Here is a 23,959-nt window from a genome sequence, read left to right on the forward strand (position 1 = left end):
TTATTAAGCAGACTTTAGCAGTCTGGCATAGTAGAAACCATCCATTTGTTGGTCTCCTGGAAAAATTTGTCTGCCTGGTTTGTCAACTGAGTCATTATTGAAGCTTGTATCCAGAATTGCATCGCTGGTATTTGATAAGAAATGACTTATTTGTAAGTGGTTTTCTTCAGGCAAAATCGAACAAGTGGCATACAACAATGTGCCACCTGGTTTTAATTGTGACCAAACTGCAGCTAATATTTGCTTTTGCAGCTCAACCAATACTTCTATATCTTTTGCTTTACGTAACCATTTTATGTCTGGGTGGCGTCTTATAATACCTGTAGCAGAGCAGGGGGCATCTAGTAATATTCGCTCGTATTGTTTGTTGTCCCACCAACTATTAGGTTGGCTAGCGTCACCGACTATGATTGTCGCTTTGTGTCCTAAGCGGTCGAAGTTTTCTTGGATCCTTTGTGCTCGATAGGCATCCACTTCTAGTGCAGTAATACTTTTGACGTTTGGCTGTAGCTCTATCATGTGACAAGTTTTGCCGCCGGGAGCAGCGCAACAATCTAAAATATTCTCATCAGCTTGAGGATTTAAATATTCTGCCGCTAATTGGGCTGCACCATCTTGTACTGCAAACCAGCCTAAAGCAAAACCAGGCAGTGTAGTCACGTCACAACCTTTAGCTAAAATTAGTCCGCTTATATGATTTTCTGAAGTTTGAAATTCAATATTTTCTGCAGATAAGGCTTGTTTAAATTCAGCAATAGTTATTTTCTGGGTGTTAACTCTCAACCAGATAGGCGCTTTAATCTGCATATTATCAACCAGTTGAGCAAGTTGTGTTGGGTATGCATTCTCTAATTTTTTGTATAACCACTTGGGTAACCCCGAGGCTATTTGTTCATTAGGAGCTGCTTGGTTTGCCATGTCTTCACGAATAAAAGTACGCAGAATGGCATTAACTAAGCCCTTCATTGCTAATGTGTTTAATGACTGGCAGGCCGCTACAGTTTCAGAAACAGCGGCATGTTGGCTGACACGACTAAAAGCGAGCTGATAAAAACCTAACATAATCAGATGTTCGGTTATTTTAAAACGGTTTTTTAATGGTTTATCTAGCAGTTGCCTTAACCAAAACTGCAAAATCGGTAGGTGGCGTAACACCCCGTAGACCATCTCTTGCAACCAAGCTTTGTCTTGATCTTTTAACTGAGCCTGAGCGAGAGGTAAACATTCTCTAGCTGATTGACCTTCTTCAAGAATTTGAAATAAGACTTTGGCTGCATCAGCGCGTAAATTGGCAACTTGACGACCTTTATGGTTTTTCATAGCTGACTGCTTAGATTAAAAATATTCATCGTAAAATTTCACCTTGAGCAAACCAATCTGCGCGGCCATTTAAAACATCAGCAACGGCTATAGGTTTTTTCCCCGGTAGTTGTAATGTTTTTAGTAATAATTGATTCGTTCCAGTCGCAACTAAGATGCCAGCCTTATCAGCCTTGATAACTTGCCCGCATGGAATATTTTCTTGACTTTTTTCAACAACTTCAGCTGAATATACTTTTACATTAGTATCTTGAACGTTAAAAAAAGCGACCGGCCAAGGGTTAAAAGAACGAATGTTCCTTTCAATTTGATAGGCATCTAATTGCCAATCTATTTTCGCTTCTTCTTTAGATAATTTATGGGCATAAGAGGCTAACGTTTCATCTTGTACCTCAGCTTGTAGCTGAGGTAACTGTTCTATGGTATCTATTAAAGCTTGTGGGCCTATTACAGATAATTTTTGATATAAGGTAGCACTGGTATCGTCAGGTTCAATTGGCAAGGCATGTTTTAACAACATAGCACCTGTATCTAGTCCTTGATCCATTTGCATTATGGTTACACCCGTCTCTTTATCGCCAGCCCAAATAGAGCGTTGAATAGGAGCCGCTCCACGCCATTTAGGTAATAAAGAACCATGCACATTTAGACAACCCAACTTAGGTGTTTCAAGCACTGCTTTGGGTAATATAAGCCCATATGCAACGACTATCATTATGTCAGCTTGTAATGCCGCTAGTTCTTGCAGAGCTTCTGGCGTTTTTAATGATTCAGGTTGATAAACCGCAATCTCGTGTTCGACAGCCAATTGTTTCACTGCACTGGCTTGCAGTTTTTTTCCACGGCCAGCAGGGCGGTCTGGTTGGCTGTATACTGCAACTACTTCATGTTCAGAATCAATTAACGCTTGTAAATGCAAAGCTGCAAATTCAGGCGTGCCTGCAAAAATGACTTTTAACCGTGTGCTCAATTTAAAATTACCCTTTGGCCGCTAACTTAGCTTCTTTCTCAAGTTTCTTTTTGATCCGTTGGCGTTTTAATGGTGATAGATAATCAACAAATAACTTACCTTTTAAATGATCGAGTTCATGTTGAATACAAATGGCCAATAAGCCTTCTGCATCCATAGTAAAACTTTCACCCTTCTTATCGAGTGCAGTAACAGTGATTTTTTCAGCTCGTTCAACCTGAGCAAAGTTATTTGGCACTGACAGACAACCTTCTTCACTTATGGTTTTACCATCCATATGGGTGATTTCTGGGTTAATAAATACCAGCGAATTATCTTGTTCTTCCGATACATCCATCACCACAACTTGTTTATGAACATTGATTTGGGTGGCGGCTAGTCCTATGCCATTTTCTTCACGCATAGTTTCGAACATATCGTTCACTAAGGTCGTTATTGCACTATCTATTTTGTCTACTTTTTTTGCGACTGTGCGTAATCTCTCATCAGGAAAACGCAAAACATCTAATATTGCCATTCTATTATTCAACTATAATGAGCCACATAAATAGTGACTCTGAAACCGATTAAACCAATAGCGACATTAGGTAACTAAGTATCCATTTGTATTGGTCTGTGTATTATTTGCTATACGATCAAATAGATTAAGCTATTTAAACCATTTCAGCATGGGCTATTCTAGCTTAAATGGATCGAAAACATAACAGTGACTGCATCAAGGTGTATTAAACAATGATGATTAAAAGATTAGTTAAGCTACTCGCAATTGCGTTTTTATTGCCGCTTGTTTCATTTGCCGACGTATTAAACATAAAAGATTCAGCTCCTCAAGTCTACGTAGTAAAAAAGGGAGACACCTTATGGGACATTTCAAATATGTATTTGTCAAAACCCTGGTTGTGGCCTGAGTTATGGAGAACTAATGTACATATATCAAATCCTCATCTAATTTACCCAGGAGATGAGTTGCGTTTAACCAAGAATAATCAGGGGGATATAGTCCTTGATTTGGTTCGAGATGAAGCTAAAGTACGAATGAAACTGTCTCCTGAAGGGCAAAAAAAAATTAAACAAGCGCAGGCTATTCCTGCTTTACCTTGGTCAGTTATTAGCCCTTACATCACAAATGAAATGATAATGTCTGCAGATTCATATGAAAAAAATCCTTATGTGTTGGGTAATCACGAAGGGGCTGTGCGTTATGAAACAGATAATTTAGTTTTAGGTAAATCAATAGACAAACCTAAAGGTGATTACCAGATTATTAGAGCGCAAAATGAGTTATACGACATGCAAGGTAAGCTGATTGGTTTGCAGGTTAGACATCTAGCTAAAGCTCAGCCAATCAAAAGTGAGCTAAAGAAAGAAAACTTACTTAAAATCAACCAAGCAGTTCTAGAAATTAAGCGTGGCGACAGGATCATTCCTTATAAAAACTTAAACATAGGTGATATTACTCTTCAAGCTGCGGAACAACAAAATGGTTATATTATTGGTGATTTAGAACAACATAACCTATTAGGTAAATACAATGTTGTGATATTAGACATTGGCAGTGACCACCTAGACGCGGGCACGGTTATGGGAATATATAGCCAAGGTCCTAATATTATTGACGGTTATACGCCTAAATACGCCGGCGAAAGTAATGCCATTCGTAGTGCCTTTAATCGTGGTGACGAAATTGAACAACCAGCAATTAAAGTAGGCGAGGTGTTGGTGTTCAAAACATTTGAGAATGCCAGTTATGCACTTATTACTGAGTCAGCTAAAGTTATTAAAAGAGGAATGATAGTCGCTAAACCATGAGCTAAGGAGAAAATGTGCAACAGGATGTTGAATTTATTGAGGCTTACCAAGAATCTGATGCTTTATTAGATTGGCTTAAACTGACACAGATACCCAAATTTTCTGTTGCCAGTTTACTTAAGTTGCAAAAAAAACATGGGCTGACACTTAGTCAATTATTGTTATTACCGGCTAAACAGCTAGAACAATTAGGCTTCAATAGCCAACAAGTGGAAATAATCTGTCGTCCTGACCAAAACCGCATAAATACAAGCCTGCAGTGGCTAAAGGCTGCAGCGAATCGTTTTATTTTATATTTCGAGCATACTGATTATCCGCAATTACTCAAACAAATCTCTAGTCCACCTGCTGTGCTATATGGTTACGGCAACTATAAACATTTAAGTCGTCACCAGTTGGGTATGGTTGGTAGCAGAAACCCAAGTACCCAAGGAAAAGAAAATGCTCAGCGATTTGCTCATCAACTTAGCGAGCAAGGCTGGACAGTAACCAGTGGTTTAGCCTTAGGCATAGATGGTTTTTCGCACCAAGGGGCATTATTAGGTAAACATATTACAGTTGCTATTTTAGGTACCGCTATTGATAAAATGTATCCTAAGCGCCATATAAAGTTAGCTGAAACAATTTTAGCATCCGATGGTGTGATTATTTCTGAGTTTTCACCGGGTGTGCCCAGTAAACCTGAAAACTTTCCTCGAAGAAATAGAATCATTAGTGGTTTGGCTGTTGGTACTCTTATTGTTGAAGCCGCGATTAAGAGTGGATCGTTAATTACCGCTAAATATGCTTTAGAGCAAAATAGAGAAGTTTTTGCTGTGCCTGGCAATATTCATAACCCTATGGCAACTGGCTGTAACTATTTAATTCAACAAGGGGCAAAATTGGTAACCTGTATTGAAGATATAAATGAAGAGTTTAGGTGTGTTAACTTACCTTTTTTGAATGCAAAGCAAACAATTGAGCAAAAAAGTTCAGATCAGAGCTTGGCATCAGACAAATTGTTAGATAGTGTAGATTTTGAAGTTACGTCATTAGATCTAGTGGCGCAACGCAGTGGCATTGCTGTTGAAGATGTAATGTCAAAATTATTAGAGTATGAGTTGTGTGGTTTAGTCAGCGCAGTACCAGGCGGTTACATTAAATTGGGGGAAAAATAAAATGTTCGATATCCTCATGTATTTGTTTGAGAACTTTATTCACAACGAAACGGAAATTCGAGTTGATCAAGACGAATTAACCGATGAGCTAATTAGAGCTGGATTTCATCACGATGAAATTTATAAAGCGCTCTCTTGGTTAGAAAAACTTGCGGCTTTGCAAGAAACCGATATAAAACCTTATTTTGCCAAAGGTCCCACCTCATTTGTCACCCGTATTTATACACAAGACGAAGAAATGCGACTGGATCTTGAATGTCGTGGTTTTTTGATGTTTTTAGAACAAATTAATGTTTTGGATTCTTCTACTCGAGAAATGGTGGTTGATCGCGTGATGGAAATTGATTCCAAAGAATTTTGTTTAGAAGACATGAAATGGGTAGTCCTTATGGTCCTATTTAATGTACCTGGTAAAGAGAATGCTTATGCTCAAATGGAAGATTTATTATTTGAAGAGCCTGAAGGGCCACTGCATTAAATGTGTAAAATAAGTGTCTAAAATTGACCATTCATTATTTTCTACCCATGACCAAGCGTCAGAGCAGGCGTTTGGTCCGTGCCCTAAGTGCCAAGCTAAATTAAATATTCGTCGCGGTAAATCTGGTGCCTTTATTGGCTGCAGTAATTACCCTGAATGTGATTTTTCCAAACCTCTCCACGAATACGAAAATGCAGATATAAAGGTGATTGACGGCTCGTCATGCCCTTTGTGTCAATCGTCACTAGTGATCAAAAAAGGGCGATTTGGCTTGTTTATAGGCTGTAGTGATTTTCCTACTTGTCACTATATTGAGTCTACTAATAAAGCCGAAGAAACCACTGTTAGTTGCCCTGCTTGTAAAAAGGGCCATCTAAGTAAACGTGCTAACAAATTCGGTAAATCTTTTTATTCCTGTGATCAGTACCCAAAGTGTAAATACGTTCTGAACTCCCCCCCCGTTACCGCCACTTGTCCTGAATGCCAATGGCCTGTATTGATTAAAAAAGTCTTGTCAGGGAAAGAGGTTTTACAGTGCCCTCAAAAGTTGTGCGGTTATAAAAAGTCGGTAGAATGACCTGCTTTGTTTTTTCTCATATTTACCATTGCACTTAACTGCGTTTAATCACTAAGACTATTTTATCTAATGAAATTATTAAAAAATGAAGATTCTCTTTTAACAGAATTTTTGGCTGGAAAGATTTTTGCTTACCCCACTGAAGCTGTTTTTGGTCTAGGTTGTGATCCAGATCAAGAACAAGCAGTCTTGGCTTTGCTAGCATTAAAACAAAGACCTATAGAGAAAGGTTTGATTTTAGTGGCGAGAAGTTATTCGCAATTATTACCTTACGTAAATGATGCTGCGATTCCTATGTATAAGCGTACCGAAATATTTTCTAGCTGGCCAGGACCCAACACTTGGTTATTGCCTGCCGCTAAAAATGCGCCTGCTTGGTTAACTGGAGGTTCTGAATTGATTGCGGTAAGAGTCAGTGCTCATCCTCTCGTACAGTCGTTATGTGAGTTATTCAATAAACCTTTGGTTTCTACTAGTGCTAACTTAACAGGTCAGCCTGCTGCCATTAGTGAACAAGAAGTAATTCAACAGTTTCCACAACAAGTGGTGTTGATACCTGGTGAATTAGGAAAAAGTGCTAACCCAAGTAAAATACGTCACGGAATTACCGGACAAATCATAAGAGATAATGTGTAAAATGACTGACGATACAAGCCCCAATATTGAAAAAGTAAAAAAATACCTTTTAAAATTGCAAGATAATATCTGTCAAACTTTAGAGCTGGTAGATGGTAAAGGCCACTTTATCGAAGATAATTGGCAGCGTGAGTTAGGTGGGGGCGGCCGCACACGTGTTATCACTAAAGGCAATATAATTGAGCAAGGAGGCGTTAACTTTTCTCATGTATTTGGTGGGGAGTTACCAGCATCAGCAACCGCTGCTCGACCTGAATTAGCCGGTAGAAGTTTTCAAGCGGTAGGTGTTTCATTAGTTATTCATCCTCGTAATCCATTTGTACCTACTACCCATGCTAACGTACGTTTTTTTATTGCTGAAAAGCCTGGGGAAGAGCCGGTTTGGTGGTTTGGTGGTGGCTTTGACTTAACCCCTTTTTATCCCTTTGAAGAAGATGTTGTACATTGGCACAAAGTGGCGAAAAAAGCCTGCGAACCTTTTGGTGATAATGTTTACCCCGATTATAAAAAGTGGTGTGACGAATACTTTTTCCTAAAACACAGAGGGGAAACTCGTGGTGTTGGCGGTTTGTTTTTTGATGACTTGAATAAACCAGGATTCAAAACAAGCTTTAAAACCATGAAATCTATTGGTAATGCTTTCTTAGATGCTTATGTGCCGATCATCGAAAAACGTAAAGACACACCTTTTACAGAAAAAGAAAGAGACTTCCAGCTATATAGACGTGGTCGTTATGTTGAGTTTAATTTGGTATGGGACAGAGGCACTTTGTTTGGTTTACAAACCGGTGGCCGTACCGAGTCCATCTTGATGTCTATGCCACCACTGGCTCGTTGGGAATATGATTATCAACCTGAACCTGGTAGTAAAGAAGCGGATCTTTATGAAAACTATTTACATCCTAGGGAGTGGCTGTAGTGATCGACAAATATATTGTTTTTGGTAATCCCATTGCGCAAAGTAAGTCTCCGCAGATCCACTCTATGTTCGCACAACAAACCGCACAAGTTATTAGTTATGCCCGCCAACTTGCGACCATAGAAAACTTTAAACCATCGCTAGATGAATTGTTTGCAGATCCTAGCGCTAAAGGTTGTAATGTGACTGCACCTTTTAAAGAGCAAGCCGCCCAATGGGTGGATGAACTTTCTACAGGGGCCCAATTAGCTGGCGCGGTAAATACTATTATTCGCCAAGCTAACGGTAAATTTTTGGGTGACACTACAGACGGTCCCGGCATAGTCCAAGATTTATTACGTTTAAAAGCCGTTAATCAAGGCGCTCGAATTTTATTACTAGGTGCCGGTGGAGCAGCTAGAGGGGCACTACAGTCTTTGTTAGCGTTACAGCCTTCTTTATTGCTGGTGGCCAATCGAACTGAATCAAAAGCGCAGCAGTTAGCCTCGCTTATACCGCAAAATAATCTTCAAGCTTGTGGTTTTAGTGATTTAGTCGCTCAAACAGAGCCTTTTGACCTGATCATTAATTCCACTTCAGCCAGTTTGTCTGGTGAATTACCACCTATTGCAGATAATGTCATTGCCAGCTGTGGTTTTGTTTATGACATGAGTTATAGCGACAAACCTACTGTCTTTCTAAGTCATGCAAAACAACTTGGGGTGACACGTTTTTCTGACGGTTTAGGCATGTTGGTAGGGCAGGCGGCTGAAAGTTTTTATTTGTGGCGAGGTGTTAGGCCAGAAGTGGAGCCTGTCATTGCAGCGCTAAGAGCCGAACTTTAAACTCTTATTTGGGGATCGCTATGAAAATAAAATTATTCCAAGTGGATGCCTTTGCTTCTAATGTATTTGAAGGTAATCCTGCGGCAGTTTGTCCATTAGATGAATGGTTAGAGGATGAGCTGTTACAAAAAATAGCTGAAGAAAATAATTTATCCGAAACCGCATTTTTCGTGCAATCGAATAACCATATTCACTTACGTTGGTTTACCCCACAAGCTGAGGTAGATCTTTGTGGCCATGCAACACTGGCAGCGGCACATGTATTGTACCAACACCTAGCATTTATAGAATCAGTTATAAGATTTCAAACTCGCAGTGGTGAATTGTTAGTGGCAAAAAGTAAGCACGGTTACACCATGGATTTCCCCATTAACATGCCTATTAATATTGAAGCTCCGTCATTGTTGTTAGCTGGCTTAGGCATAGAGCCGTTAGATATATTAGTAGCTGATGACTATCTTGTGGTATTGAATTCTGAACATGATGTAAAAAATATCAGACCTGATTTCAGCAAATGGGCTGAATTAGACAAACGCGGAGTAATTGTCAGTGCAAAAAGTGAGCAACAAGACTTTGTCAGCCGTTGCTTTTTTCCACGTTTAGGGGTGAACGAAGACCCTGTTACTGGCTCTGCTCATTGCCAACTTGTACCTTATTGGGCCAAACAATTAGGCAAAACCACATTACTGGCTCGGCAAATATCTGCACGCAGCGGTTTGGTCAATTGTGAGTTATTAAAAGATAGAGTGTTACTAACCGGCCATGCTGTGGACTACATGCAAGGCGTAATTAATCTACCTAACCTGAGTGGAGATAGCTTGAAGTAACAAGCAAAGCTAAGACAAAAGCGTTTTACCACAGAGGGCACAGAGCTCACAGAGCTCACAGAGGAAAACAGAATATTGCAGACTAAGCAGCATGGGGCAGAAAAAGCAGTTTAAAAGCGGGGATAAGGAGATAGTGAATAAAAAGGCAGAAATAAAAGCGTTTTACCGCAGAGGGCACAGAGCTCACAGAGGAAAAGGCTTGGTTTAACTTAACCAAACTTGACATAGGTCTATGTGCCAATTTCGATCATCCCGTGCTTTTTGATAGCCACTTCGCCTTAACGCCCAAAGCGGACCAAACGCATTACAGTCTCGGACGGCGAAAATGAGCGAAATATTCAATTAGCTAAAGTTCTTTTAACCACCTTTCATTAAATTAAGCTGGTTTTTAACCATGATATTATTTCTTGTGTCATTTCTTTACGATGTTTAACTAAGCCATGATTGTCGTTGGGGTATATGACTAATTTGTGAGGATGATTTCTTCCCTTTAATTGTGATGCTAACGATTTAGATTGCTCCACATTTACTCTTTTATCTTTATCTCCATGAATTAGTAAAATAGACATCTTTGTGGGAATTTTATCTAACCACATACTTACAGATCTTGACTTCAACTCAGTCGATCTATTTTCATCAAAGTTTGGCACCCTAGCTTTATACACATTCTCCATGCTAGGTCGCCATACAAGTGCTTTTTCAACGTCACTATTTCCCGCTATAGCAACGATAGTCTTTAAAGATGGAATTGATTGAGAGGCGATATAAGATTGCATAACACCTCTGCTCCAGCCAACCATGCCTAAATTATCAGTATCCGCATCTGGTATGTCTTTAGCTATTTCAATGAGTTTAAGAACATCATTAATATCAGTTCCACCAAATTCATCATGTCCATTATTAGATATAGAACGAGAACTAGATCCTCGATATTGACTTCCAATAACGACAAATCCTTTCAAAGCAATATCTGAAATTAATTGTAGTTTTTGGCCAAAAGCAACATAACCGAATCCAGCATTGCCGCCTCTATTATATATCACTACAGGCAACTTTTTATTAGATGCGTTACGAGGTTTTAAATAATAACCTTCAACTATATATCCATCGACTTCATACCTGAAATTGTTGCAAACTAGCGAAGCTTTAATTGTATTGAACCGTTGTTTTGTAAATGTTTTATTAAACAGTTCCTTATTAAAATTTTTCTTTTTGGATTCGAGAAAGTTCCCCCAATTTCCATGAGTTTCAAAAGGACCACTAAAGCAAGTTTTTACATTTTTTATTAAGGTGGATTTCTCAGCAAATGCAGTTAATGATTGAAAGCATAGAATTATGGATAAAACGAGAATATATATATGCAATGTAGTTTCCTTAGTTGGTTTTTGACTTCCTGTTTTTACTTGGAGCAAACATTAAGTTTTTTCTGTTTAAATAGCAATAATGACAAACTTCACCGTAAGGTTTAACTATCGACGCTCTGGTTTGGGCACACAACTGCCTGGCAGATAACTCCTACTTAACGACTAAAAATGGCACAGATTTTCCTTTCAAGCTTAAGCCTGACTTTCGTCAATACGGGCCTAGATTCACAACTGCTTCACGCCCAAAGCGGGCTAAATAGTTTAATGGGTTGAACGGTAAATTTGGTGACAAATGACACATTTCAGGGAGTTTGAACCACAGTTTTTTCCTTATTATTTCCAACACTCAACATAAATTGTAAATACTAAATTACCAATAGACCCAACAGCAATGAAAGCTGCAGCGAAAAGTGCTCTACGTGCTGTCCGAGCTGATGAAATACTGGCTTTAGAGGTGCGTTCTGAAATAAGTGTTTGCTGGTCATTTCTCTTTTCTTGATCTTCATGCTCAAAAAGGCGCAAAACAACATCTAATCCTTTTGACGATAACTTGTAATGGTATGCTGAATACTCAGTGCCATCACTAGTTTCCGGTTTTTTTTCTTCAATATCTACAAGGCCTAAGTTAGCGGCCCTATCTAAAGTCAAATGCAATTTATGGTAAACCCTTTTTAAATAGGCGACTTCGTCCTGATTATCTTTAACATCAATATTAAAATATTCCAGAAATAACAAAGGTTTGTATATAAAAAGCTGATGCACAACAGCATCTTGTTTTATCGTCTTTAAAATAAGATCATTCATATCATGCTGAGGAACAATAACATCCCCCATATTGAATAACGCCTTGATAGCCAATTTCCAAGGGTAATCCTTTCCTGTAGGGTTAATTATGTTAAAAATTCCGTTACTCACCAAAAGCTCCCCTATAACTATGCCGCTACATAAGAAAAGTTATCTAGACACCAAAAGTAATAAAATACCCAATAAGTACTTAATCAACAAGCAAAAAACATGGGAGTAATTTTTCACTTATGGCTCTAAAACCTGGAATTAAAGCCGATTTGTGTATTTATAGGAGGAAGGTGACCTAAATCTGTGACTAGACTCAAATTGAGGACAGGCATTTCAATTACTTTATAAATAAGGGTGTCCTAAATAACTCCTTTAGAGTGCTATTATCCGGACAAGTAGTTGAGGCATTCGTTATTATTCCTACATAAACCCAAATAACTTAGGTAAGTATTCACTTATTGCTGGAATATAGGTGACTAACAGTAGTGCGATAAACATAGCGATATAAAGAGGTATCAATGAGTGAAATTTGAGATTTACGTGACTGTGGAATAACAGACCATCCTTGGTGATTTGAATGCCTTAAAGTTTAGAACATATAAGTCTTTTTGCCATTTTTTGTGATGGGTGTCAGGGTAACGTTTTCTTTATTCTATCGTCGAAACCGCTAAGGCAAATGGACTGACGCCATTCAACTATGTCGTGCACTTGCTAACAGAGCTGAGTATGCCTGAGCCTGACATTGAATTGCTACTGCCATGGAATGTTAAGTTAAACTAGATGGGATCACCGGACGGTTACATACTGAAGGCTATTTCAGGAAGTCGTACTTTCATCATTTTGCTGTACCCACTAATGACACTCGCTCATAATCGATGAAATACGTATTAAGCTACTCACAGATTTGGCAGGGGTAATATATGGTCATTATTTAGGTATGGTATACTTGAATTGTGACTGGCTGACATTGTAAATATCCGTTATTCAATCCAAATTAATAGTCTTTACCTAGCCACCCATAATAAGGTTCAATAATATTTTGAGTCTAACCCAAATATTTAATATCGGTTTTCAGTCTTTACCTAGCCACCCATAATAAGGTTTCAATAATATTTTGAGTCTAACCCAAATATTTAATATCGATTTTCAGCGTGATAATGGCTTGGATTGATTGAAATATGGAGGCGGAAGGTTAGTTTCAGTCTATTTGGTGGAAATAATAGGAATTTAGCGGTGTTGTGGGCACAACTGTTCCTTATCGGTGATAAGTTAACTGCTATATTGAGATTATGCGCAGCGTAGCAATGTTTTTGCTTTACCCATTCCTCGTATGCGTTGATGACCTGTGCGTGCTTTAAACTGATTCATCATCATTTCTGCCCCTGCTGCATAACAAAAATGCTTTTCAAACTCTGTTGTAAGGGTTAACCATTGTTCGTCTGATAAGCCTAACCTTTGTAGGATGGGTTGTTGCTGATGGTCTATATGCCCTGCTTTGTCGTTTCTGATTATTCTGCCTGTTATGTCCACTAACTCACAATAGTCTTTGAGAGAGAATGCGATACCTTTAGGCATATATTGTCTAGGGTTACCAACAAAAGGCATCAGTGAATGTGTTGTGGTGGCACATTTTATCGATTCTAAGCGTTGTTTAATACTGGTGTGCTCTGACGTTTCTGGGGTATCAGCTATCTTGGTTCGAATCGGGTTAAGGTCAACATAGGCCATACAGGCCAATAATGCGGCTTCATCTAACAAAGCCTGTGATTTAAACCGCCCTTCCCAAAATCTGCCAGTACAGTCATCTTCTTTGTTGGCTTCTCTGGCAATGTATTCATTCAGATTACGCATAAGCCAGCTAATGTCATGCAAGCGCTTTCGATACTCGGTTATGGTGTCGTTTATACTTAGCTGTTGACCTTGGCTTAATGTATCTCCCCTGACAAACATATGAGTGAGTAATGTGCCTTTATGTAGACGGTGCCAGCGTTCAACCACTTCACTATCTGTCCAATCCATCACTTGTTGGACATCTACATGTAGCACCACATGCACGTGATTACTCATCACTGCATAAGCACATATGTCGATTGAAAATACAGATGATAAAAACAATAAGCGCTCTTCAACCCAGCCTCGACGATGTTCATAACTCTGGCCTGAATAACTATCTACACCACACAAAAAAGACCTTCTCACACAGCGAGAAATACAATGGTAATAAGGGGTATCCGATAAAGAAATTTGACTACTACGTGGCTGGGGCATGACATCAATCCTTTGATTTATTTCCTAATCAAAGCCTAGCTTGTCTTTATATTTAGTCAAATTATTATGGGTGGCTTGGTAAAACAGCTCTAACGAGCAAAACAATTTGGCTGCTCAACAGCCGAAAAAAGTCATAGCCCTCGCTAAGCATTTAGAGGCTTCATTAAAAGAAATGAAAGCTGAAATGCCCACCAAAAACCCAAAGTATCAGCCTAGACCAGGTGCCTATCATTTAGAACAAACCAAAAAATTAGCGGAAAAAAATAATCGTATATTTAAACAACGCTTAAACAAATAAACCACTGCGCGCTCACTCTGACCACAGAATTTGAACAACACTTTCATACAGCTGTTGGCAGCGAACACATGCTACAACAATTCAAACAACATACCGACCATCAACGAATACGAGGGATGGCAAAGGCCAGGGTATTACTTCAACAGGCCTAAATACTTTATTTTCACTTTCATTAAAACTGACCAACAAACTTGGTTGGCTCATGCTGCCTGAAATTTTAGTTAAATCAGGTACTTTGCTGAATTTATCTAGTTCAATATCGAAATAAGTTTAAATTCCTAATATAAAAATCAAATAAACAAATATTCCCATTATTGACCACATGTTCATTTAGTGATTATTGGGTGCTTTATAAGTAAGGGAGTCTAAATAACTGTTGAAAGTCTGAAACAGTCCTGTCTTTCATTCGTCTACTTTAAGAACCACTTTGACTGAAACGTTACCTTTCATAAAAATGTAACGTAAACGTCATACTCTCTCGGAGCCTTAAGCTTGACGATAATATTTATGAAATCGAAGTTTTTTAACCAACTGTATCAACAGTATTGGTCAGAACTATGCGCCAAACTACATGCTCGATTTGGCCCAGGCCCGCCTGATCCAGAAGACATTGCCCAACAAGCATTTTGTAAATATTCAGAGCTTTGCGACCAACATCGAATCGAGAACCCCAAAGCATTTATCTACACAGTTGCACGAAACCTTTTCATTGATCAATTTAGACGAATTGATAAACAACAGCAGGTTATCGATCAAATCTTTGAAGAATTAGATATAGATCCTATTTTTGAAGATTCAGCGGAGCAATCAGCCCTTCAAATAGAACGCAACACCTTGATCGAACAAGCTATTTCGACCTTTAGCGACAAACAAAAACAGTTAATGACAATGAGTATCATAGAGGGTAAAAGTTATCGGCAGATAGCTAAAGAAACCGGACTACCTATCGCCAATATCAGTCGAACGATAGTAGCTGCGCAAAATCTTTTAGATCAATCAATTAATACTTGGGAGCAAGGTAGCTCCGTTGACAACATTGCATATTTAGCAATAGAAGGAAGCTGTCAATGAAACTAAATCAACATTACAGTGAGGCTGTTTGGCAACAAGCCAGAAAATATCATCACTTACTGCACTCAGGGATGTGTGAGCCAGAACAAAAACAGCAAGTTAAAGCATGGTTGAGTTTAGACGACAAGCACATGCAATGCTTCCGGGATTTAGAGGTTATGCATCGTCAAAATCGCTATAGCTCACTTGGCGAAGCGGCATATTTAAAACAAAGAACTAAAAAGCCGTCACATAAAAAGTTAGCTAATCCTTTTAGCTTATTAGCTGCATGTGTGGCGTTAGTTTCATTTCTTTTGGTTTATCAACAAGTAAGTGTTTCACCGCCGCTCGAATTTAAAACTGCACGGGGTGAAATAGCAGACTTTATCTTACCTGATGGCACAATCATTACTTTAGGGGCGAAAAGCCATATACTGGTTACTCAAAATAAACAACAACGAAAGGTTTCACAGTTAACTGGTGACGCCATATATAAGGTTTCTAAAGATCCACAAAGGCCGTTTATTGTGACTGTTAATGACCTTGATGTAACAGTATTAGGCACAGTATTCGAAGTGTTAAAACGCAATAAGTCTATAAAAGTAGAAGTTGCAGAGGGTCGAGTGAATGTAAGTAACAGAGCATTCGAGGAAGATTTAATCGCCTCTGAATCTGTCACTGTTAGTGCTCTTGGCGAGTTTTCAGATATAAGCACCAATCAACAGAAGCAATTTGCGAGTTGGCGCAGCAAGCGTTTCTCTTTTCAACAGGTAACTATTGCTGAAATTGTAGGCGTGCTAAATAGATATCGACAAGACCCTATTCAACTAGCTCACCCCCAGATTGGCAACCAGGTTGTTACCGCTTCTTTTAGGTTAAATCAATTGAATCAATTTTTAGATGCATTGCAAGTAAGCCACAACATTCAGTGGCATATCGACTCTATGGGCGTGATATGGCTAAAAAATTAAAGCTCTGTGTTTATGAAGGTTTTGTGAATCTGTTAATTGCACTGAAACAGATGCCAAAGCTAATCGTTATGTAAGTAAATCAACTATTTCAAAACTTAAATAACTACGGAGTATTCACACATGTTCACTAACCATCGACCGCGTCTATTGGCTGCGACTATCGCTCTTGCTCTAGGGACTTCTCAACCGGTACTGGCTGCAGAAAACTACTCAATAAAACAACAAAGCTTAGTGGATGCTGTTTCGGTATTATCTGAAAAATATGATCAAGTGATTGTGCTACCTGAGGGTATTGATAAAAGTCTTATTATCCGCTCGGTGACAACATCTGACAGTTTAGTCAATGCACTTAATACCGCACTGCAAGGCAGTCAATATAAAGCGACACAAAGTGCTAGTGGTGCAATTGTAATAGTAAAAAAGAGTAAGCCAGCAACATCTCAAAAAACACAATCTTCAACACAACCAAAAGAAGACGAATATATCGAAGAGGTCGTAGTTGTTGGCTCTTACATAGCCGGAGCCAATATTTCAAGCACTCTGCCAATCTCAATGCTAAGCAGTGAAGATATCGCTGCTTTTGGCGCCACAGACGGCGCTGAACTACTACGTATGTTGCCTCAATCTGGCGATGTAGACTTTAATGAAACCAATTTTTCTGGTGGAGTAAACACAGTCCGCGGTGATATAGCATCCGTTAATTTACGCTCTGTTGGTACGGGGAACACACTAATGCTAATTAATGGACGACGCATGGCCGTTCACCCCGGTTGGCAAAATAGTAATTCTGTACCTGTTGTGACCTATAACGCCAATACCATTCCTACTGCAGGGGTATCTAGGCTTGAAGTCATGCGCGACGGTGCATCAGCATTGTATGGTGCCGATGCGGTGGCTGGTGTTATCAATACCGTCATGGCTGATGATTATGAAGGCACGCGAGCTACACTGCGCTATGGTAAAGAAACCACTTTAGGCAAAAAAGACATTAATTTCACGCTTGGTAGCGGAAATGAGTTTGCTGACGGTAAAGGGCATTTTTCTATATATGGTGGATATAGTCACCGTAATGCGGTACCTGCTTCTAGATACAAATATGCCGTGGCCAACCGTACCCCTTTTTTAGAAGGAACTGACTTTGAGGGCAACAATGCCTTTGATAACCGTACTTCAATTGGCGGACATGGATACTTTGATAAAGTAGACTCTGGGCTTATTACTCTAGATGACGGTACAGTATTAACTAACTCTTCAGGTAGGTTTCATGTTCAACCCACTACAAATACAGGTTGTTTAGCAAATATCAGTGATGACATTTGTATTGATAATGGTTATTGGAGTTATGAAAATGACAACCCCATGTATCACGACCTTGAGCAAGAGCGAGACTTATTTTCCGAACGTCATCGCGCCAATTTATTCTCAGTTATAACATACGACCTAAGTGCTGACTTACAATTATATGGAGAACTAGGTGCTTATTACGCAGAAACAAAACGCAAAGGTGATTCTGCACGAATATTGACAGATCAATATGTCACCATCTCAAAAGATGCTTACTGGAACCCCTTTGGAAATATCAATCTAGCTGATGGCAGTGCCAACCCAAATCGCTTAGCTAATACCAGCGATATTTCAAGTGAAGGGCTCGACTTAGTGCTGCGCTCATATCGGGTAACCGATACAGTTATTCCTCGACAGGCAACTATTACCAATGAAACCTACCGAGCATTAATTGGCCTAAATGGGCAATGGGGGGATTGGGATTTTGATACCGCGGCGATGTATTCAACGGCCATTAGTAAAGACAAAACCAATTACGCGGTGTCGGTAAGTAAGCTACAAGCAGCGATTAACAAAACTACCCCTGATGCATACAACCCCTTCTGTGGCGCATGTAATTCACCTGAAGTAGTATCTGCCATTTATGATAATCTTGATAAAAAAGGAGATACCGAACTTGCATTGGTTGACTTCAAAATAACCAATAGTGATTTGTTTAGTTTGCCAGCTGGCAGCGTGGGTTTTGCTTCTGGCTTAGAGTACCGCTACGAAAGCTTTAGTGACGATAGAGACTCACGACTAGATGGCACAGAACCATACGTAGACGCCATATCTGGCGCTGTACACCAAAGTAACTCCTTAGGTGACAGTCCCACAAATGACTTATCAGGAGATCACAGTGTGGTATCTGCCTTCGCTGAGCTGGCCATTCCATTGGTGTCTCCCAGGCAGGCTATTCCATTAGTCCAAGCGATAGACGTACAAACAGCCACGCGCTTGGAGCATTTTTCTGACTTTGGAAGTGTTGTTGTTCCACGTATTGCTGCATCATGGGCTTTGAATGACGACTTTATGCTCCGTGCAAGTTGGTCAAAAGGCTTTCGCGCGCCTAACTTAGTGCAAATTAACTCCAGTGCAGTGCAGCGCCAGTCTTCAACTGTGGATTACGCCAGATGTGAAGCCATGCTGCAAAAGGGCTTGATTGAAGGTAACTATACCAATTGTAAAGGCAACCAAGTTGCGGTTATTCGTGAATCATCTAATCTCGAATCTGAAACCTCTTACAACCGTGGTTTAGGCTTAGTAATCACCCCTAGTGCCATTCAAAACCTGACACTTGCCATTGATTATTGGGAAGTTGTGCAGCGTGATGTGGTTGGAGTCTTGGGGGCTGGGAACCAATCAGCCCTAGACCAGCTATATTTGAGAGATGGAACTAATAACTCTAACGTTGTGCGAGCCACACCTACTGATGAAGACCTTGCGTTATTTGATGGTACCGATATTACTCCGGCCGGCGAAATATTGCGTATTTACGACCCATACATGAATCTTAACCAACGCAAATCTAGTGGCGTTGACTATACCGCTCAATACATAACAGATGGCGAGTATGGAAAATTCACTTATAATTTTTCTGCCGCGCATCTTAAAGGTGTAGAGTCATTTCCTGGCAACGAATCACAAGTGTTAATTAATGCGGGCCTGCCAGTGAGCTCACTTGGCCAATTAGTGGGGGTAAATGGTCGTCCAGAATGGAAAGCAAATGCTTCAGTAAAATGGAATATCGGTAACTGGACCAGTGCATTGTTTTGGGAATACGTGGGGGACTTTGAAGAATCTAGCGCTAAAACAACTATTGATGGTGTGGACCAACGCTGGAAAATAGATGCTTGGCAGCAAGTGAATACCTATATTAGTCATAAATTCAAGAAAGACGCACTACAAGGGTTGCGGGTAACATTCGGGGTAAAAAACTTGTTTGATAAATACCCTCCCTTAGCAGATGAAAGCTTCGGAACATTTGGCCGTGTACACAGTATTTCTGGCCGCTATGTATACACCAAGTTGACCTACGACTTTTAACTAACACAGTCCCTTCATAAGCATCCCCTTGGGAATAAACTCCTTAGGGGATGTTTTCATTTGTTTGTTCAGGAACAACTATCATGAATTTAATCACACGTAGAAGTTTTTTAGTCGGCACGTCAGCTTCTGTGTTTGCTGTTGCGGCCAACGGCACAAACCAACAAGACCAAGCCTCGCAGTTATTTGCACATGGTGTCGCTAGCGGCGACCCTACTCACAACAGCGTTATTATATGGACCCGTTTGTCGGTCTTATTTTCGACTAATGTTAGTTGGCAAGTCGCTTTAGACGACAACTTTAAGCAAATAGTAAAATCTGGAACAAAGCTAGCAACAGCCAACTCCGACTTCACGATAAAAGTCGATGTCACTGGCTTAAAGCCAGGACAAACTTATTTTTATCGTTTTAGTCTTGATAACTTTCACTCGTTAACTGGTCGAACAAAAACCTTAAGTCAGCAAGGCATGGATAAACTGACCTTTGCTGTTGTGTCTTGCTCTAATTTTCCATTTGGTTATTTCAATGCCTATGAGCATATAGCGGAAGATAGCGAAATCGACTTTGTTTTACACTTAGGAGATTTTATGTATGAATATAGTCAAAAAAGCTGGGGGGGCGTGTCTGGACAGTTGTTAAATCGTGAACACCTACCAGCAAACGAGACTATCACTCTAGCCGACTATCGCACGCGCCATGCACAATACAAGACAGACCAAGGTTCTAAATTAATGCATGCCGCTCATCCTCTTATTCCTACTTGGGATGACCACGAGTCAACCAATAATCCATACTTGCATGGCGCGCAAAATCATCAGGTCAATGAGGGGGATTGGTACACTCGTCGTGATGCATCTTTACAAGCCTACTACGAATGGATGCCTATACGGGATCCTAAAAAAGTGAATGACAGAGCTAAACTATGGCGCCACTTTCAATTTGGCAACCTTGCCAGTTTGATTACCTTAGAGACTCGACATACGGGCAGAAGTAAACAAGTTGATTACAGTGACCACTTACCCAACATAACTAACCAACAAGCTCGAGATAAGTTTGTGCGAGAGCAACTACATAACCCAGCACAAACAATCTTACATCCAGAAATGGAAGAGTTTTTAAGCAATAAGTTAACTCAATCAATCAGTAATCAAGAGCCATGGCGACTGATAGGTAATCAGATCCCTATGGCTAAAATTAATATGCCTGACATCACAGATCATGTAGATATTAGTCATCCTAATTTCTCCAAGAAAACGAAAGCTAAAGTAGCCAAAGCCCAACAAATGGGAAACTGGAAGCTTCCCATTTCTCTAGACACATGGAATGGTTATGCTGCAGCAAGAGAGAAGTTTTATAACCAGTGCATGAATGTTAAAGCTGATGATTTATTAGTTTTTACTGGCGATAGCCATTGCTTTTGGGCCAATCAATTACACACCCAACAAGGAAAAAATATGGGCTTTGAAATAGGAACCACTAGCGTGACTTCACCTGGTAGTTTCGATTACTTTGCTGAATATGCCCGTACATTCGACGCTTTATTGAGTGAGCAGAATGCCGAAGTTCTATGGGCCGATTGTGAGCATAGGGGCTATGTAAAAACCACACTAACTAAAACCCAAGCGAAGATTGATTACATCGCAATGCAAACTGTCACAAAACGTTCTACTGCAAGTTTTCTACAAAAAAGTATGACCATACAACGCACCAAGCAAGGACTACGGCACAGTATTTAAGGAATATTTTCCAAGGCCTGCACAGTTAATTCCCATATTTTTGCGCTATAAAGTATCAGCATACCTACAATAAAAAAACACACCTATGCTGTATGTAATCACAGCATAGGTGTGTTATATGTCTCTTGTAAAGGGGCCAGAAAAGAGGGAACGGTAAAGTATGAACGTCATAAACCAGAGCAAACCCTTCTTTATCAAATTGTTGAAAAATATTACCCGCAGTTTCTGAATCTCATGGGGCAACAAGATAAATATTTGCCCAAGTATGTGCGGTCAGAATTTGAAGAGTACCTCAAGTGCGGTCGTTTGGAATATGTTTTTTTGCGAGTACGTTGTGAAAATTGTCACCATGAGCACCTGGTCGCATTCAGTTGTAAACGCCGAGGATTTTGTCCCAGCTGTGCTGCGCGGCGAATGGCAGAAAGCGCCGCCTTGCTGGTTGATGATGTGTTGCCTCATGAGCCCATTAGGCAATGGGTATTGAGCTTCCCTTTTCAACTTAGATTTTTGTTTGCTAGTTATCCTCGCATCAAGGGGAAAGTACTGGGTATTGTCTATCGCACACTTGCCACACATATCACTAAAAAAGCAGACTACAACAAACAGACGGCACAAACGGGTGCGGTCACACTGACCCAACGACTTGGCTCAGCGCTGACAAAATCGCCGGGAGCTATTTTGAACAGCCGGAGGCTGGCCCCAGAGGGGGAAGGTCAGGACGCCCGAAGTAATTTAAATATCCATTTTCATATGCTCTACCGCGATGGCGTATATGCCGAAGATAACTATGGCAAAACGCGTTTAGATGAGAAACATCCTTGTTGCTCACCCTACGGGCAACCTCTGGTTGTCCTAATTCATTCCCGATGAATTGGTCACCCGATAAAAGCCCCTACATTTGGTGCGGCACAAAGGATGAAATACATGGATGTATTTCATGGGAGTTATCTAGACACCCAAAGTAATAAAATGGGAGTTATCTAGACACCCAAAGTAATAAAATACCCAATAACTAATGGATCAACAAGCAAAAAACATGGGAGTAATTTTTAACTTATGGCTCTAAAATCTGAAATTAGAGCTGATTTGTGCATTTATAGGGGAAAGTTGACCTAAATCGGTGACTAGACTCAAATTTAGGACAGGCATTTCAATTACTTTATAAATAAGGGTGTCTAAATAACTCTGCTTATTATCTTTCTGTGATACATATATTTTATATTTTGTTGACAATTTATCGTATTAATTTAACATTTTCTGTTGGTTGTGCGGTAAAATAGTTAATTCATATTTAAAAATCCTATGTTAACAAGGTGCAGTAGAATGAAAATAAAATCTATCAGTATTATTTGTTGTTTACTAAGCTCTGTTGTGAGTGCAGCAGGGGCAAAGGAACAAGCTGCTTTTCCCTATGATTTACCGGCAGAAAAACCAAACAGACTATTAAGCGCAGCTGTTGCCCGCAATTATGATAATTATTTGTCACCTCGTCAGGAAAATAATGAGCTGTATTCTCTATTTAAATATACCGAGTTAAAGGGGTTTGATTATAACGGAGGTGACGGCACTATCTCCCGTCGTGACCCTTCAAAAATTATTAAAGAAAATAGCCAATATTATGTTTGGTACACCAAGCGAGATACCAAACAGAAACCTGTTGGCCTAAGCAATGCCCATTTAGCTACTGACACTGTGCCATCCGCAGATTGGGACTTAGCTGAAGTTTGGTATGCCACCTCAAAAGATGGCTTTACTTGGCAAGAGCAAGGTGTGGCCGTTCCCAGACCTGCTAAACCTACTATAGGATGGCGTTCTGTGGCGACGCCAGACATTCTAAAATTTAAAGGTAAATTTTATCTATATTATCAAGGGTTCAGTGAGCCAAGTGGTTTAACAGATAATGATTGTCCTGTGATCATGTCTGTGTCTGATTCGCCAGATGGGCCTTGGGTCGCAACGAATAAAGTTGTTGTGCCTAATGGTAAGAAAGGGGAGTGGGATCAAAATGCTGTGCATGATCCACATCCAATCGTTCATGATGGTAAAATTTATCTATATTACAAGTCTGATTTTGACCGTATTCGTGGCAGTAAAGACAGGCCTCAAGCTATACGTATGCAAGGTTTAGCCATAGCTGACAATCCATTAGGGCCCTTTAAAAAACACCCACTAAACCCGGTTTTAAACTCAGGTCATGAAACCTCCTTATTTCCATTCAAAGAAGGGGTTGCAGCCTTAGTTATTCGAGATGGTAATGAGCGTAGCACTATTCAATACGCCAAGGATTGGGTGAATTTTGAAATTGCCTCTGTGGTTGAATTAATGCCAAATGCTGCTGGCTTTTTTGTGCCTGATGCTTTTACTGATACTCAGTATGGCCGTGGAGTGACTTGGGGGATTTCGCACTTTACTCAACCTAAAGGTTGGGAGCGTAATCATTCTATATTAACTCGATTTGATGCCGATCTGAGTTTAGATGTCGATGACCCCGAAATGAAACAACATAACAATAAGTATTCTCCAGAAGTGCATTATTCTTTTGGTTTGTCAGCTAAACAAAAACAACGTATTGCCGAGCAGAATAACTAGAT

Annotated in this window: 20 protein-coding genes and 2 pseudogenes; 16 read left to right on the forward strand and 6 right to left on the reverse strand. The window is 39.9% G+C overall.

The window, feature by feature from the left end:
- Positions 1–3 precede the first annotated feature (3 nt).
- Genes rsmB through def form a run of 3 tightly spaced genes read right to left on the reverse strand, consistent with a single transcriptional unit; the run spans position 4 to position 2,807 of the window.
- On the reverse strand, positions 4–1,320 hold the full coding sequence (gene rsmB, locus GQR87_RS00080) for a 16S rRNA (cytosine(967)-C(5))-methyltransferase RsmB (RefSeq protein WP_158965345.1): 1,317 nt from the start codon (positions 1,318–1,320) through the stop codon (positions 4–6).
- A gap of 25 nt (positions 1,321–1,345) precedes the next feature.
- Positions 1,346–2,290 (reverse strand): methionyl-tRNA formyltransferase, encoded by a 945-nt coding sequence (gene fmt / locus GQR87_RS00085; protein WP_158965347.1) that lies wholly within the window; start codon positions 2,288–2,290, stop codon positions 1,346–1,348.
- Positions 2,291–2,297: 7 nt separating this feature from the next.
- On the reverse strand, positions 2,298–2,807 hold the full coding sequence (gene def / locus GQR87_RS00090) for a peptide deformylase (protein WP_158965349.1): 510 nt from the start codon (positions 2,805–2,807) through the stop codon (positions 2,298–2,300).
- Positions 2,808–3,022: 215 nt separating this feature from the next.
- Between def and GQR87_RS00095 the strand changes: the two genes are divergently transcribed.
- From GQR87_RS00095 to GQR87_RS00130, 8 genes are all read left to right on the forward strand, one after another.
- On the forward strand, positions 3,023–4,099 hold the full coding sequence (locus GQR87_RS00095) for a LysM peptidoglycan-binding domain-containing protein (RefSeq protein WP_158965351.1): 1,077 nt from the start codon (positions 3,023–3,025) through the stop codon (positions 4,097–4,099).
- A 14-nt stretch (positions 4,100–4,113) separates the two neighbouring features.
- Positions 4,114–5,256, forward strand: coding sequence for a DNA-processing protein DprA (gene dprA, locus GQR87_RS00100; protein ID WP_158965353.1), 1,143 nt, complete (start codon positions 4,114–4,116; stop codon positions 5,254–5,256).
- Between the two features lies 1 nt (position 5,257).
- The gene (locus tag GQR87_RS00105) at positions 5,258–5,734 is read left to right on the forward strand and encodes a DUF494 family protein (protein ID WP_158965355.1); all 477 of its coding nucleotides are present in this window, start codon (positions 5,258–5,260) and stop codon (positions 5,732–5,734) included.
- A 13-nt stretch (positions 5,735–5,747) separates the two neighbouring features.
- A complete protein-coding gene (locus GQR87_RS00110; protein ID WP_158965357.1) occupies positions 5,748–6,311 on the forward strand; it encodes a type I DNA topoisomerase in 564 nt (187 codons plus the stop codon).
- 69 nt (positions 6,312–6,380) lie between these two features.
- Positions 6,381–6,947 (forward strand): Sua5/YciO/YrdC/YwlC family protein, encoded by a 567-nt coding sequence (locus tag GQR87_RS00115; RefSeq protein ID WP_158965359.1) that lies wholly within the window; start codon positions 6,381–6,383, stop codon positions 6,945–6,947.
- A gap of 1 nt (position 6,948) precedes the next feature.
- Positions 6,949–7,866 (forward strand): oxygen-dependent coproporphyrinogen oxidase, encoded by a 918-nt coding sequence (gene hemF / locus GQR87_RS00120; protein ID WP_158965361.1) that lies wholly within the window; start codon positions 6,949–6,951, stop codon positions 7,864–7,866.
- Positions 7,867–7,868: 2 nt separating this feature from the next.
- Positions 7,869–8,690, forward strand: a complete 822-nt coding sequence (aroE, locus tag GQR87_RS00125; RefSeq protein WP_158972826.1) for a shikimate dehydrogenase — start codon at positions 7,869–7,871, stop codon at positions 8,688–8,690.
- Positions 8,691–8,710: 20 nt separating this feature from the next.
- A complete protein-coding gene (locus GQR87_RS00130) occupies positions 8,711–9,517 on the forward strand; it encodes a PhzF family phenazine biosynthesis protein (protein ID WP_158965364.1) in 807 nt (268 codons plus the stop codon).
- A gap of 371 nt (positions 9,518–9,888) precedes the next feature.
- Here the strand turns inward: GQR87_RS00130 and GQR87_RS00135 are convergent, their stop codons facing one another.
- Together GQR87_RS00135 and GQR87_RS00140 are read right to left on the reverse strand one after the other, a co-directional pair.
- Positions 9,889–10,929, reverse strand: coding sequence for a S9 family peptidase (locus GQR87_RS00135; RefSeq protein WP_158965366.1), 1,041 nt, complete (start codon positions 10,927–10,929; stop codon positions 9,889–9,891).
- Positions 10,930–11,214: 285 nt separating this feature from the next.
- Complete coding sequence (locus GQR87_RS00140; protein WP_158965368.1) at positions 11,215–11,796, reverse strand: hypothetical protein; 582 nt, start codon at positions 11,794–11,796, stop codon at positions 11,215–11,217.
- Between the two features lie 525 nt (positions 11,797–12,321).
- Between GQR87_RS00140 and GQR87_RS22505 the strand changes: the two are divergent.
- Positions 12,322–12,456: pseudogene (locus GQR87_RS22505) on the forward strand (transposase domain-containing protein); the annotation flags it as partial.
- A gap of 507 nt (positions 12,457–12,963) precedes the next feature.
- On the opposite strand, the gene GQR87_RS00150 reads toward GQR87_RS22505, so the two are convergent.
- Positions 12,964–13,944: a transposase gene (locus tag GQR87_RS00150; protein WP_158965370.1), complete on the reverse strand. Its 981-nt coding sequence runs from the start codon at positions 13,942–13,944 to the stop codon at positions 12,964–12,966.
- 106 nt (positions 13,945–14,050) lie between these two features.
- Here GQR87_RS00150 and GQR87_RS00155 point away from each other — a divergent pair, with 106 nt between their 5' ends.
- From GQR87_RS00155 to GQR87_RS00185, 7 genes and pseudogenes are all read left to right on the forward strand, one after another.
- Positions 14,051–14,242: a hypothetical protein gene (locus GQR87_RS00155; RefSeq protein ID WP_158965372.1), complete on the forward strand. Its 192-nt coding sequence runs from the start codon at positions 14,051–14,053 to the stop codon at positions 14,240–14,242.
- 507 nt (positions 14,243–14,749) lie between these two features.
- A complete protein-coding gene (locus tag GQR87_RS00160; protein WP_158965374.1) occupies positions 14,750–15,313 on the forward strand; it encodes an RNA polymerase sigma factor in 564 nt (187 codons plus the stop codon).
- Entirely contained in the window at positions 15,310–16,263 is a 954-nt protein-coding gene (locus GQR87_RS00165; RefSeq protein WP_158965376.1) for a FecR family protein, read from the forward strand. Before GQR87_RS00160 ends, GQR87_RS00165 begins: the two co-directional genes overlap by 4 nt.
- A gap of 120 nt (positions 16,264–16,383) precedes the next feature.
- Positions 16,384–19,632, forward strand: a complete 3,249-nt coding sequence (locus GQR87_RS00170) for a TonB-dependent receptor domain-containing protein (RefSeq protein ID WP_158965378.1) — start codon at positions 16,384–16,386, stop codon at positions 19,630–19,632.
- Positions 19,633–19,715: 83 nt separating this feature from the next.
- Positions 19,716–21,368 (forward strand): alkaline phosphatase, encoded by a 1,653-nt coding sequence (locus tag GQR87_RS00175; protein WP_158965380.1) that lies wholly within the window; start codon positions 19,716–19,718, stop codon positions 21,366–21,368.
- Positions 21,369–21,479: 111 nt separating this feature from the next.
- A pseudogene (locus GQR87_RS00180) lies at positions 21,480–22,169 on the forward strand (transposase zinc-binding domain-containing protein); the annotation flags it as partial.
- A gap of 522 nt (positions 22,170–22,691) precedes the next feature.
- Positions 22,692–23,957 (forward strand): family 43 glycosylhydrolase, encoded by a 1,266-nt coding sequence (locus GQR87_RS00185; RefSeq protein WP_158965382.1) that lies wholly within the window; start codon positions 22,692–22,694, stop codon positions 23,955–23,957.
- Positions 23,958–23,959: the final 2 nt, after the last annotated feature.

Source organism: Paraglaciecola sp. L3A3 (genome assembly GCF_009796765.1).
Lineage (GTDB): Bacteria > Pseudomonadota > Gammaproteobacteria > Enterobacterales > Alteromonadaceae > Paraglaciecola.

Coding starts and splice junctions, on each gene's coding strand:
- GQR87_RS00170 (WP_158965378.1), top strand. CDS start 16,384: ATGTTCACTAACCATCGACCGCGTCTATTGGCTGCGACTATCGCTCTT.
- GQR87_RS00115 (WP_158965359.1), top strand. CDS start 6,381: ATGAAATTATTAAAAAATGAAGATTCTCTTTTAACAGAATTTTTGGCT.
- GQR87_RS00150 (WP_158965370.1), bottom strand. CDS start 13,944: ATGCCCCAGCCACGTAGTAGTCAAATTTCTTTATCGGATACCCCTTAT.
- GQR87_RS00185 (WP_158965382.1), top strand. CDS start 22,692: ATGAAAATAAAATCTATCAGTATTATTTGTTGTTTACTAAGCTCTGTT.
- rsmB (WP_158965345.1), bottom strand. CDS start 1,320: ATGAAAAACCATAAAGGTCGTCAAGTTGCCAATTTACGCGCTGATGCA.
- GQR87_RS00095 (WP_158965351.1), top strand. CDS start 3,023: ATGATGATTAAAAGATTAGTTAAGCTACTCGCAATTGCGTTTTTATTG.
- GQR87_RS00130 (WP_158965364.1), top strand. CDS start 8,711: ATGAAAATAAAATTATTCCAAGTGGATGCCTTTGCTTCTAATGTATTT.
- GQR87_RS00105 (WP_158965355.1), top strand. CDS start 5,258: ATGTTCGATATCCTCATGTATTTGTTTGAGAACTTTATTCACAACGAA.
- GQR87_RS00165 (WP_158965376.1), top strand. CDS start 15,310: ATGAAACTAAATCAACATTACAGTGAGGCTGTTTGGCAACAAGCCAGA.
- GQR87_RS00175 (WP_158965380.1), top strand. CDS start 19,716: ATGAATTTAATCACACGTAGAAGTTTTTTAGTCGGCACGTCAGCTTCT.
- hemF (WP_158965361.1), top strand. CDS start 6,949: ATGACTGACGATACAAGCCCCAATATTGAAAAAGTAAAAAAATACCTT.
- GQR87_RS00160 (WP_158965374.1), top strand. CDS start 14,750: ATGAAATCGAAGTTTTTTAACCAACTGTATCAACAGTATTGGTCAGAA.
- def (WP_158965349.1), bottom strand. CDS start 2,807: ATGGCAATATTAGATGTTTTGCGTTTTCCTGATGAGAGATTACGCACA.